General features: G+C 63.8%; 10 protein-coding genes. 1 reads left to right on the top strand and 9 read right to left on the bottom strand.

Features of this window, described 5'->3' with window-relative positions; genetic code table 11:
• Positions 1-47 precede the first annotated feature (47 nt).
• From pstS to RM96_RS01120, 5 genes are all read right to left on the bottom strand, one after another.
• Positions 48-1079 (bottom strand): phosphate ABC transporter substrate-binding protein PstS, encoded by a 1032-nt coding sequence (gene pstS, locus RM96_RS01140; protein ID WP_039006762.1) that lies wholly within the window; start codon positions 1077-1079, stop codon positions 48-50.
• 233 nt (positions 1080-1312) lie between these two features.
• Positions 1313-2656, bottom strand: coding sequence for a phosphoglucosamine mutase (glmM, locus tag RM96_RS01135; protein ID WP_039006761.1), 1344 nt, complete (start codon positions 2654-2656; stop codon positions 1313-1315).
• A 33-nt stretch (positions 2657-2689) separates the two neighbouring features.
• Entirely contained in the window at positions 2690-3481 is a 792-nt protein-coding gene (folP, locus tag RM96_RS01130; protein ID WP_082016377.1) for a dihydropteroate synthase, read from the bottom strand.
• A 203-nt stretch (positions 3482-3684) separates the two neighbouring features.
• Positions 3685-5568 carry an ATP-dependent zinc metalloprotease FtsH gene (gene ftsH, locus RM96_RS01125; RefSeq protein ID WP_039006757.1) on the bottom strand — a complete coding sequence of 628 codons (1884 nt, stop codon included), beginning with the start codon at positions 5566-5568 and terminating at the stop codon, positions 3685-3687.
• A gap of 138 nt (positions 5569-5706) precedes the next feature.
• Positions 5707-6372 (bottom strand): RlmE family RNA methyltransferase, encoded by a 666-nt coding sequence (locus tag RM96_RS01120; RefSeq protein ID WP_039006755.1) that lies wholly within the window; start codon positions 6370-6372, stop codon positions 5707-5709.
• A gap of 220 nt (positions 6373-6592) precedes the next feature.
• Between RM96_RS01120 and RM96_RS01115 the strand changes: the two genes are divergently transcribed.
• Positions 6593-7093: a YhbY family RNA-binding protein gene (locus RM96_RS01115; RefSeq protein WP_039006753.1), complete on the top strand. Its 501-nt coding sequence runs from the start codon at positions 6593-6595 to the stop codon at positions 7091-7093.
• 114 nt (positions 7094-7207) lie between these two features.
• Here RM96_RS01115 and RM96_RS01110 read toward each other — a convergent pair whose 3' ends face one another.
• The 4 genes from RM96_RS01110 to leuE form a co-directional block, all read right to left on the bottom strand.
• On the bottom strand, positions 7208-7711 hold the full coding sequence (locus RM96_RS01110; protein ID WP_039006751.1) for a DUF4149 domain-containing protein: 504 nt from the start codon (positions 7709-7711) through the stop codon (positions 7208-7210).
• A gap of 38 nt (positions 7712-7749) precedes the next feature.
• On the bottom strand, positions 7750-8226 hold the full coding sequence (greA, locus tag RM96_RS01105; RefSeq protein WP_039006749.1) for a transcription elongation factor GreA: 477 nt from the start codon (positions 8224-8226) through the stop codon (positions 7750-7752).
• A 232-nt stretch (positions 8227-8458) separates the two neighbouring features.
• Positions 8459-11707, bottom strand: a complete 3249-nt coding sequence (gene carB, locus RM96_RS01100) for a carbamoyl-phosphate synthase large subunit (RefSeq protein WP_039006747.1) — start codon at positions 11705-11707, stop codon at positions 8459-8461.
• A 126-nt stretch (positions 11708-11833) separates the two neighbouring features.
• Positions 11834-12511 (bottom strand): leucine efflux protein LeuE, encoded by a 678-nt coding sequence (leuE, locus tag RM96_RS01095; protein WP_039006745.1) that lies wholly within the window; start codon positions 12509-12511, stop codon positions 11834-11836.
• Between the last annotated feature and the right edge of the window lie 17 nt (positions 12512-12528).

Below are 12528 nucleotides of genomic sequence, written 5' to 3'. Positions count from 1 at the left end.
GGGGCCCCCCGACGTTCAGGCGCTCAAGCGATCAAGCAATCAGCCGATCAGTACAGCGCCTTGCCCGATGCGTCCTTGACGCTGGTCTTCCAGGTCGAACGGATCTGGTTCACGACCGCTTCGGGCAGCGGCACGTAATCCAGGTCAGCAGCCATGTTGCCGCCGCTCTTGTAGGCCCAGTCGAAGAACTTCAGCACTTCCGCACCCTGCGCGGCCTTCTCCTGGTTCTTGTGCACCAGGATGAAGGTGGCGCCGGCGATCGGCCATGCAGTCTTGCCCGGCTGGTTGGTCAGGATCTGGTAATAGCTCTTGCTCCAGTCCGCACCGGCTGCCGCGGCCTTGAAGGCGTCATCGCCCGGCTGAACCACGGCACCCGAAGCATTCTTCATGTTCAGGTGGGTCATCTTGTTCTGCTTGGCGTAGGCGTACTCGACGTAGCCGATCGCGCCGTTCAGGCGCTGCACGAAGGCGGCCACGCCCTCGTTGCCCTTACCGCCCGTGCCACCACCCGGCCAGTTGACCGTGGTGCCTTCGCCCACCGAGCTCTTCCAGTCGGGGCTGACCTTGGACAGGTAGTTGGTGAAGATGAAGGTCGTGCCCGAGCCGTCTGCGCGGCGCACCGGCAGGATGTCCTGGTTCGGCAGCTTGGCGTGCGGATTCAGCGCCTTGATGGCAGGATCATCCCACTTCTTGATCTTGCCCAGGTAGATGTTGGCCAGCACTTCACCAGTGATGGTCAGCTCACCCGGCTTCACGCCCTGCAGGTTGATCACGGGCACCACACCGCCGATCACCGTCGGGAATTGCACGAGACCTTGCTTGCTGAGGTCTTCATCCTTCAGCGGCGCATCCGACGCGCCGAAATCGACCGTCTTGGCGCCAATCTGCTTGATGCCGCCCGACGATCCGATCGATTGATAGTTGACCTTGTTACCCGTTGCTTTTTGGTATGCGTCGGCCCACTTGGAATACACGGGCGCCGGGAAAGAAGCGCCAGCACCGGTAATTTCCGCCGCGAACGCAGTACCCGCCACCACCATCGACACGATGCCTGCTACGGCAGTCTTGACCAGCTTCATATGTCCTCCAGAGAACATTGGTTGGGAATGACAAATTTTTGACAAGACGAACTCTATGCTCCGCATATGACAATTCCGTGACATCTTCAAATCTTCTTGAAAGCCAGTGCTGGAGCCGATTCACTGCCATCCACCGGCCTTTCACGCACGTCTGAAGTGACAACTGTTAATTGCAAAACATGCATAAAAAAACGCCGGGACCAGCCCGGCGTTCCTTATGTGGAAGCGACGCTTCAGGCGCGCAGCGCCTCCGCAAGCGTGTTGGCCGCGCGCTCGGCAGTCTCTGCCTTTTCCGCCTCCACCATCACGCGAACTACCGGCTCGGTTCCGGAGGCGCGGATCAGCACCCGGCCACGTCCCTCGAGTTCCGGCTCGATCACGGCACGGGCAGCCTGCAGGCCGGCGTGCGACTGCCAGTCGAAACCCTTCGCCACCCGGACATTGACCAGCGTCTGCGGGAACAGGGCCACGCCTTCGAGCAACTGGGCAAGCGTCTTGCCGCTGCGGCGCAGCGCGGCCAGCACCTGCAGCGCGGATACGATGCCGTCGCCAGTGCTGTGCCGATCCAGGCACAGCAGGTGGCCGGATCCTTCTCCGCCCAGCGTCCAGTTGCGCTTGTTGAGTTCTTCCAGCACGTAGCGGTCACCCACCTTGGCCCGCACAAACTCGACGCCGATGCGCTTGAGCGCCAGCTCCACGGCCATATTGGTCATCAGGGTGCCGACCGCGCCCTTGACCTCCTGTCCCGCAGCCTGGCGATCGCGCACGATCAGGTAGAGCAGCTCGTCGCCGTTGTAGAGGCGGCCGCTTGCGTCCACCACCTGCAGGCGATCGGCGTCGCCATCGAACGCCAGGCCGAGGTCGGCGCCATGTGCCTTGACGGCTTCCACCAGCTTGCCGGGCGCAGTTGCCCCATAGCCGTCATTGATATTGCGGCCATCGGGCTGGTTGCCAATTGAAATGACATCGGCGCCCAGCTCGTGGAACACGTGCGGGGCAATGTGATACGCGGCGCCGTGGGCGCAGTCCACCACCAGCTTCAGGCCATGCAGATCCTGCTCGTGCGGGAAGGTGCTCTTGCAGAACTCGATATAGCGGCCCGCGGCGTCATTGATGCGGCGGGCACGGCCCAGCTCTTCCGATGGCGCGCAGACCATCGGCTCTTCGAGCGCGGCCTCGATTTCCGCTTCGACTTCGTCCGGAAGCTTGTCGCCGTCGGCTGAAAAGAACTTGATGCCGTTGTCGTAGTAAGGATTGTGGCTGGCCGAAATCACCACCCCCGCGGACAGGCGCAGCGCACGTGTCAGGTAGGCGATGCCCGGCGTGGGCAGCGGTCCGGTCAGCAGCACGTGGACGCCGGCTGAAGTGAAACCGGCCTCAAGTGCGGCCTCGAGCATATAGCCGGAAATGCGCGTGTCCTTGCCGATCAGCACGGTGGGATGGCCCTGGCCGGTCTTCGCGCCATGGGCAAGCACCTTGCCTGCGGCATGGCCCAACCGCATCACAAAATCCGGCGTGATCGGTGCCTCTCCTACCTTGCCCCGCACGCCATCGGTCCCGAAATACTTGCGCGTCATTCGCGAATTCCTTTTGCTCTGTCTGGCAATTTCTCAAACTTGTCCGACGGCTTCATTCCGGACGGCCCACCAGGTCTTGAGCGCATCCACCGTCTGTTCCACATCATGCACACGCACGATAAACGCTCCGCGCTCCAGCGCACATACCGCGGCCGCAATGCTGGCTGCAACACGCTGCTGCGGCGGCTTCCCGCCAAGGATCGCGCCCAGCGTCGACTTGCGCGACAGCCCCACCAGCAGCGGCAGGCCATCCTGGACCAGCCGCGGCAACTGGCCGAGCAGGCGCAGATTATGATCCGGAGTCTTGCCAAAGCCAAACCCCGGGTCAAGGGCGATGCGCGCGTCATCGACTCCGGCAGCTCGCAGGATAGCGACGCGCTCGGCCAGGAATGCGTTCACCTCGGCCACGACATCGTCGTAGTGCGGATCTTCCTGCATGGTCTGGGGATCGCGCTGCATGTGCATGATGCACAGGCCGGCCTGCCCCTCGGCCACCGCCTCGACCGCGCTGGGCATGCGGAAGCCCCAGATATCGTTGATGAGATCCGCCCCGGCCGCCAGCGAAGCGCGCATGACTTCCGGCTTGTAGGTATCGATCGAAAGCGGCTTGCCGCAGTCGCGCAGGGCCTCGACCACGGGGATCACTCGCGCCAGCTCCTGGTCCAGCGGCAGCGACGCAGAACCCGGGCGGCTCGATTCTCCGCCGATATCGATGATGTCCACGCCTTCCGCAATCAGGCGCTCGGCGTGGCGCAGGGCCGAATCGCGAGTGGCATGCTCGCCGCCGTCAGAGAAGGAATCCGGCGTGACGTTGAGAATGCCCATCACGAGCGGGCGTTGGTCCAGCGCGAAGCGATAGCGGCCGCACTGGAAATGCTTGGTCTGTGAAGTCTGTTGCAAGGTAGGTAATGCCGAAGGAAATCTGGGGCGCGAACGGGTGCGCAAATGGAAAAAGCCGGTGCGCAGGCACCGGCTTCATCTTCATCTTTCAGGACTGCACGTCCACTGCTGCCGGATCAGGCGATCTGTCAGGCCGTGGCCGGAGCGTTGGTCGGCGCCACCGGCGAACCACCGGACGGCGTGCTACCGCCACCGTTCTGGCCCGACGCGCCACGCGGCGGGCGCGGCGGCTTGCCGGCCATGATGTCGTTCACCTGCTCGGCATCGATGGTTTCCCACTCCATCAGCGCATTGGTCATCGCCTCGACCTTGTCGCGGTTCTCCTCGAGCAGGCGCTTGGCCAGCGCGTATTGCTCGTCGATGATGCGGCGGATCTCAGCATCGACCTTTTGCTGGGTCGCTTCCGAAACGGTCTTCGACGACAGCTTGCCGAACATGCCATCCTGCTCGGTGTCCACGTAGACCATGGCGCCGAGCGAATCGCTCATGCCGAAGCGGGTCACCATGTCGCGGGCGATCTTGGTGGCGCGCTCGAAGTCATTGGATGCGCCGGTGCTCATGGCGTTGAGGAAGACCTCTTCCGCCGCCCGGCCGCCGAAGAGGATTGCGACCTCTTCCAGCATGCTGTCCTTGTACTTCGAATACTTGTCATGCTCCGGCAATTGCCAGGTCACGCCCAGGGCCCAGCCACGCGGCATGATGGTGACCTTGTGCACCGGGTCGGCCTTGGGCAGCAGCTTGGCCACCACTGCATGGCCCGACTCGTGATAAGCCGTGGCACGGCGCTCTTCCTCGCGCATGACCGTCGACTTGCGCTCTGGACCCATGTAGATCTTGTCCTTGGCGTCCTCGAAGTCCTGCATGTCGACCACGCGCTTGCTGCGGCGGGCGGCAAACAGCGCGGCCTCGTTGACCAAGTTGGCCAGGTCGGCGCCCGAGAAGCCCGGGGTACCGCGTGCGATCACCGAGGCGTCCACATCGTTGCCGATCGGCACCTTGCGCATATGGACCTTCAGGATCTGCTCGCGGCCGCGGATGTCCGGCAGGCCAACGTAGACCTGGCGGTCGAAACGGCCCGGACGCAGCAGCGCCTTGTCCAGCACGTCGGCACGGTTGGTCGCGGCGATCACGATTACGCCCGAGTTGGCCTCGAAGCCATCCATCTCGACCAGCATCTGGTTCAGGGTCTGCTCGCGCTCGTCGTTGCCGCCGCCCATGCCGGCGCCACGATGGCGACCGACTGCGTCGATTTCATCGATAAACACGATGCAGGGCGCCTGCTTCTTGGCATTCTCGAACATGTCGCGCACACGGGCCGCGCCCACGCCGACGAACATTTCCACGAAGTCCGAGCCCGAGATGCTGAAGAACGGCACCTTGGCCTCGCCGGCAATGGCACGCGCCAGCAGCGTCTTGCCGGTACCCGGGGGGCCAACCAGCAGCACGCCGCGCGGGATGCGGCCGCCCAGCTTCTGGAATTTCTGCGGATCCTTGAGGAAGTCGACCAGCTCGACCACTTCTTCCTTGGACTCGTCGCAACCGGCGACGTCCTGGAAGGTCACGGCATTCTGGTTTTCATCGATCAGGCGCGCGCGGGATTTGCCGAATGAGAATGCTCCGCCTTTCCCGCCCCCCTGCATCTGACGCATCATGTAGAACCAGAACACGATGATCAGCAGGGTCGGTCCGAGATAGTACAGCGCCTGGACCAGCACGTTCGGTTCGTCGTCGGCCTTGCCGGTCACCTGGACGCCATACTTCATCAGGTCGCCGACCATCCAGATGTCGCCCGGCGAGATGATGGTGTACTTCGCGCCCTCCTTGGGCGAGACCACCAGGTTGCGGCCCTGCACGTCGACACGGCTCACCTTGCCATTCTTGGCGTCATCCATGAACTGCGAATAGGTGACGCCGTCCTGCGCACGGGGCTTGTCGAACTGCTTGAAGACGGTAAACAACACCAGCGCGATCACGAGCCAGATTGCCGCCTTTTGAAACAGGTTGTTATTCAAGGCCGAACTCCTTTGCAATTGCCTTGCCAACGGATAGCTGCATTGTAATGCAGCGCCCGCCCTCGGGGGGAAACAGCGAAACTATGGCGCCGATAGGACCGGTGCCGCCAGATACTTCGCCTGTGCTCGACCGTATCTTCAATCCACCGCTTTCAGGTAGCGCCCAAGAATAAAGGTCTCTGAAGACTTGTCGCGCGACGCCTTGGGCTTGCGTTTGGCGACGACCTTGAAGTGGCGCTTGAACTTTTCCACGATCTGGCTGTAACCGCTGCCGTGGAAACACTTTACCAGCAACGACCCTTCCGGCTTCAGATGGGCCTGCGCAAATTCCAGTGCCAGATCGCACAGGTACTCGATCCGCGCCGCATCGGCGAAGGCCACACCAGATAAATTGGGGGCCATGTCGGACAAAACAAGGTCAATCTTGGCCCCGCCAGAGGCCTCCAGCACGACCGCCTCCAATTGTCGGAAAACCTCCTCCTCGCGGAAATCACCCTGGATAAAAGTGACGTCGGCGACAGGCTCCATTGGCAGCAGATCGATCGCGATCACCGCGCCGTCGATCTTGCCGTCCCTGGCCCGCGGCGAAGCCGCCAGCTTGTTGCGGGCGTACTGGCTCCAGCTGCCGGGCGCCGCGCCCAGGTCGACGATGACCTGACCCGGATGGATCAGCTTGTCCTGATCATCGATTTCCTTCAGTTTATAGGCTGCGCGGGCCCGATAGCCCTCGCGCTGGGCCATTTTTACGTAGGGATCGTTGATATGGTCGTGCAGCCACGACTGGTTGAATTTGTTCTTCGCCATTCCAAAATACGCCTGTTCCCGTCTCCGGCGCCCGGCGAATACGCCGCACCGAAGGTTTTTCACCCGAATTGCTGTTTTTACCGCCGATCCGCGTCAGTTTGACGGATAATACGCGCCAATCCGCATTCCGACCGCTGGCGCGCCCTATGGCTGCGCACGATTCCGCCTTTGGCGGGCGTCGGTTGCCCCTCTTTGCCTGCGCCCCTATCAGCGCCTATCTATGCCCGCACTTCAACTCGTACCTGCCCAGCGCTCCGACCTCCGCTCCCGTGCCCACGGCCTCAATCCGGTCGTCATGATCGGCGCCGAAGGCCTGACCAACGCCGTTCTGGCCGAGATCGATCGCAGCCTGGCGGCCCACGACCTCATCAAGATCCGCGTATTCGGTGACGACCGCGATGCGCGCGTTGCCATTTACGAAGCCATCTGCGACGACCTCGATGCCGCCCCGATCCAGCATATCGGCAAGCTGCTCGTGATCTGGCGCCCGGGCCCTGCCCGCCTGAAGGAAAACCAGCCGCAGGATCTCGGCCGCCACACGCCGGCCCGCCGGGGCGCGGCCCCGCGCACGGTGACGGTGAAGAAGCCGAGCGCCGCGCCCAACCGCCGCCCTACCCGCAAGGAAGTCACGGTGCTGGGCAACGAGCGCGTTACCGCTGGCGGCAACGTCAAGCGCTCGCGCGCACGGCCCGCCAGCCCGAAGAAGAAGGCACTGGGCTGAGTCTCGGAAAGGCTGCTGCCTCCTGGCGGCGGCCTTTGCCTGCCAGGCGTCCTACGACACCTGCCGGCAGAAAACATTCCGTAAATATGGCCCGGAATGTCCGGGCCAGGCCGCTCACTCCCCGGCCGAGCGCGGCGCCGAGGCGCGCCACACGAGAACCAGCGCAAGCAGGCTCTGCACCAGGTAGAAGACGCTCGACACGCCGTGCAGCATGCCGAACTGCCCCTTGAAGGGCGATTCCGAGACACCGACGCCCAGCGCCAGCGCCTTTTCCTTCAGGTTGCCCATGAAGGGCTGAATGCCGAAGTAGCCGACCAGCACGCAGCACAGCATGCCGAGCACCAGCCAGCGCAGCGACCGGTAGCGGTGGGCGCCGCGCCGGATCATCACATTGCACAGCACCAGCTGCAGCACCCCGATGGTCACGCCAACGATCGCCTCGGTGTGGAACAGGTGGCCCGCGATCATGCCGGCAGTCTCCCGGCTTGGCAGCACCGAAAACAGTGTCGGCGCCACCATGTACCCTACCGTCCACAGGCTACCCGACCAGACCACGGTCAGCAGGAGGAAGATCCGATGAGGCAGCGGGGGAAGATTCGAGTAGGAGGAGGAGAACACGAGGCGTGATGTCCGATAGGTGCGGGGCGGCGCCCTGCTCAGATGTAGCGGACAGTAATCACCTCATATTCGCGCTCGCCGCCAGGGGCCAGCACGGTCGCCACGTCGCCTTCGAACTTGCCGATCAGGGCGCGCGCAATCGGGGAGCTCACGGAGATCTTGCCGGTATCGAGGTCGGCCTCGTCGTCGCCGACGATCTGGTAGCTGACCGGCCTGCCGGACTCCAGGTCTTCGAGGTCGACCGTCGCGCCAAAGACGATGCGGCCATCCGTGTCGAGCTGGGTCGGATCGATGACCTGCGCGGCGGACAGCTTCGACTCCACTTCCATGATGCGGCCTTCGATAAAGGCCTGCTTTTCCTTGGCGGCGTCGTACTCGGCATTTTCAGAGAGGTCGCCTTGCGCGCGGGCTTCGGAGATGGCATTGATCACCGCCGGACGCTCGACAGCCTTGAGGCGCTGCAGCTCTTCTTTCAGCAGTTCTGCGCCACGCTTGGTAATCGGAATGGTGCTCATGTCTTCGTTCAACAAAAAAATGAGCCGCAGCGGAGCTGGAACCATGCCCGGGCAGCACTGCCGGGGGCACTTCCGCTCAACCGCGGCTTTCAGACAGGATCGACGCCGGATGGCCGGTTCGATCGACGAATTTGACGTAGTTTAGGCCAGGAAGCCCGCCGGCAGCAACACCGGCGGGCTTCTTGGCCTTGACGGAGCACAAGGCTCCGTCGGCTGTGACGCGCGTGGCGCCTTACGCGAGCGAGGCGTGCAGGCTCTGCAGGTCGTAGACCTCCAGGCTCTGCATGTGCTTCAGGCCCTCCACCGCGGCGCGGGCGCCGGCGATGGTGGTGTAGTAAGGCACGCGGTGAGCCAGGGCCGCGATGCGGATCGAGCGCGAATCGGCAATTGCCGTGCGGGTCTCGTCCACGGTCGTAAACACCAGGGCCAGTTCGCCGTTCTTGATCATGTCGACGATGTGCGGACGGCCATCCTTGACCTTGTTCACCACGCGCACCGGGATGCCGGCCGCCTCGATGGCCGAGGCGGTGCCACGGGTGGCCACGATCGGATAGCCCATGTCGTGCAGCATGCGGGCCACGCCAACGGCGCGCGGCTTGTCGCTGTCCTTCACGGTGATCAGCACGGTGCCCTTTTCCGGCAGACGCGAGCCGGCCGCCAGCTGGCTCTTGAACAGTGCCTCGCCAAAGACCTTGCCCACGCCCATCACTTCGCCGGTCGAACGCATTTCAGGTCCGAGGACCGGATCGACGCCCGGGAACTTGTTGAACGGGAACACCGCTTCCTTGACGCTGTAGTACGGCGGGATGACCTCTTCGCCGATGCCCTGCTCGTCCAGCGACTGGCCGGCCATGCAGCGCGCGGCGATCTTGGCCAGCGACAGGCCGGTGGCCTTCGACACGTACGGCACCGTGCGCGAGGCACGCGGGTTCACTTCCAGCACGTAGACGATGTCTTCGCCATTGCTCTGCTGGATGGCGAACTGCACGTTCATCAGGCCAACCACGTTCAGGGCCTTGGCCATGGCAGCGGTCTGGCGCTTCAGCTCGGCAACGGTCTCGGCAGCCAGCGAGTACGGCGGCAACGAGCACGCGGAGTCGCCCGAGTGCACGCCGGCCTGTTCGATGTGCTCCATCACGCCGCCGATGAACACGCGCTTGCCGTCGCTCAGGGCGTCGACGTCGCACTCGATGGCGTCGTTCAGGAAGCGGTCGAGCAGCACCGGGGAGTCGTTCGACACCTTCACGGCCTCGCGCATGTAGCGCTCCAGGTCGCGCGGCTCATGGACGATTTCCATGGCGCGGCCACCCAGCACGTAGGAGGGGCGCACCACCAGCGGATAGCCGATCTCTTCGGCCAGGCGCAGCGCTTCGTCCTCGGCACGGGCGGTCCGGTTGGGCGGCTGGCGCAGGCCGAGCTCCTGCAGCAGCTTCTGGAAGCGCTCGCGGTCTTCGGCCGCGTCGATCATGTCCGGGCTGGTGCCGATAATGGGCACGCCATTGGCCTCCAGGTCCAGCGCCAGCTTCAGCGGGGTCTGGCCGCCGTACTGGACAATCACGCCGACCGGCTTTTCCTTGTCGACGATTTCCAGCACGTCTTCCAGCGTCAGCGGCTCGAAGTACAGGCGGTCGGAGGTGTCGTAGTCGGTCGACACGGTTTCCGGGTTGCAGTTGACCATGATGGTCTCGTACCCGTCTTCGCGCAGCGCCAGTGCGGCGTGCACGCAGCAGTAGTCGAACTCGATGCCCTGGCCAATCCGGTTCGGGCCGCCGCCCAGCACCATGATCTTCTTGTTGGTGGTCGGCTGCGCCTCGCACTCGCCATGCTCGGCCTCGTAGGTCGAGTACATGTAGGCGGTGTTGGTAGCAAATTCGGCCGCGCAGGTGTCCACGCGCTTGTAGACCGGACGCACGTTCTGGGCAATGCGCGCTTCGCGCACGGCCTTGGCGTCGGTCTTCAGCAGCCTGGCCAGGCGGCGGTCCGAGAAGCCCTTCTGCTTGAGCAGGCGCAGCTCGGCCGACGACAGGCTCTCGAGCGTGCGGTTCTTCACCAGGCCTTCGGTCTTGATGATGTCTTCGATCTGGGCCAGGAACCACGGGTCGATGTCGGTCTCGGCATGGACCTCTTCCAGCGACATGCCCAGGCGGAACGCGTCGCCCACGTACCAGATGCGGTCCGGGCCGGCTTCGCCGATTTCCTCGACGACTTCGTCACGGTCCGACGACTTCTCGTCCAGGCCGTCCACGCCCACTTCCAGGCCACGCAGGGCCTTCTGGAACGACTCCTGGAAGGTGCGGCCCATGGCCATCACCTCGCCCACCGACTTCATCTGGGTGGTCAGGTGGCTGTCGGCCTGCGGGAATTTCTCGAAGGCGAAACGCGGCACCTTGGTGACCACATAGTCGATCGACGGCTCGAACGAAGCCGGGGTCTGGCCACCGGTGATTTCGTTCTTCAGCTCGTCCAGCGTGTAGCCTACGGCCAGCTTGGCCGCAACCTTGGCGATCGGGAAGCCGGTGGCCTTGGAGGCCAGCGCCGAGGAACGCGACACGCGCGGGTTCATCTCGATGACGATCATGCGACCGTCCTTCGGATTGATCGAGAACTGCACGTTGGAGCCGCCGGTATCGACGCCGATCTCGCGCAGCACGGCCAGCGAGGCGTTGCGCAGGATCTGGTATTCCTTGTCGGTCAGGGTCTGGGCCGGGGCGACGGTGATCGAGTCGCCGGTGTGGATGCCCATCGGGTCCAGGTTCTCGATCGAGCAGATGATGATGCAGTTGTCCTTCTTGTCGCGGACCACTTCCATCTCATACTCTTTCCAGCCCAGCAGCGATTCTTCGATCAGCAGCTCGCGCGTCGGCGACAGGTCCAGGCCGCGCTTGCAGATCTCTTCGAATTCTTCGCGGTTGTAGGCAATGCCGCCGCCGGAGCCGCCCAGCGTGAACGACGGGCGGATCACGATCGGGTAGCCGCCGCTGCCGGTTTCCTGGGCAATGCGCGACTGCACGGCCATCGCTTCGTCCATCGAATGGGCGATGCCGGACTTGGCCGAACCCAGACCGATCTTGGTCATGGCGTCCTTGAATTTCTGGCGGTCCTCGGCCTTGTCGATGGCTTCCGGCGAGGCGCCGATCAGTTCCACCTTGTACTTGTCCAGCACGCCGTGGCGATGCAGGTCCAGCGCGCAGTTCAGCGCGGTCTGGCCGCCCATGGTCGGCAGGATGGCGTCCGGGCGCTCCTTCTCGATGATGCGCTCGACCACTTCCCAGGTGATCGGCTCGATGTAGGTCACATCGGCCGTGTTGGGATCGGTCATGATGGTCGCCGGGTTCGAGTTGACCAGGATGACCTTGAAGCCTTCCTCGCGCAGCGCCTTGCAGGCCTGGGCGCCGGAATAGTCGAACTCGCACGCCTGGCCGATGATGATGGGGCCCGCGCCGATGATCAGGATGCTCTTGATGTCTGTGCGTTTTGGCATTGCACGCTCTCTTTATGGGCCGGCCCGCCTTGCATGCGGACCGCGCCGGTAATCATGAATCCGTCCGGATTCGAAAATGTCAGCTGGTACTGTCTGGGTGCTGCTTGTCTTGCGTGTACTGCGCGTTCAGCCCATGGTGGCCGTAGCCAGCTTGGCGCCGAAGCCGATGAACATGGCCCCTACCCCGCTCGCCATGCCGGCTGACAGGCGGCGGCGCCGGCGGAACGCGTCGGCCAGCTTCGCGCCCACGAAAATGATCGTAGTCAGGTAGGCGAAGCTGCATATCTGGCAGATCAGGCCCAGCACGCCGAACGACAGCACCGGCCAGGCGAAGCCCGGGTCGACGAACTGGATGAAGAACGAGATGAAGAACAGGATCGCCTTCGGGTTCAGCAGACTGATCAGCAGCGCCTTGCGGAACGGGTTGGACTGGTCCGGTACGCTGGCCGGCACCGGCTGTCTCATAGCCGCATCACCGCGCGACGACCAGTTGCGCACCGCGCCGCGCAGCATGTTGAAGCCGATCCAGCCCAGGTAGGCCGCGCCGATGTACTTCACCACGTAGAACAGCGCCGGGCTCGCTTTCAGCAGCGAGGCCACGCCCGCCGCCGACAGCACCATCAGCACCGCGTCGCCCAGGAACACCCCGCACGCGCCCTTGTAGCCGGCGCGCACGCCGCGCTGCGCCGCCACCGACAGCACGTACATCGAATTCGGCCCCGGCAGCAGCACGATGAAGATCGTGCCGAGCACATAGGTCCAAAAATCGGTGATGCCGAAGGCGGTATGCATGAAGGCGTTCATGGGATGTCCCTGATGGT

The organism is Cupriavidus sp. IDO (genome assembly GCF_000812465.1).
Lineage (GTDB): Bacteria > Pseudomonadota > Gammaproteobacteria > Burkholderiales > Burkholderiaceae > Cupriavidus.
The sequence above is the reverse complement of the archived record's forward strand: the minus strand, read 5'-3'. Positions and strand labels throughout refer to the sequence as shown.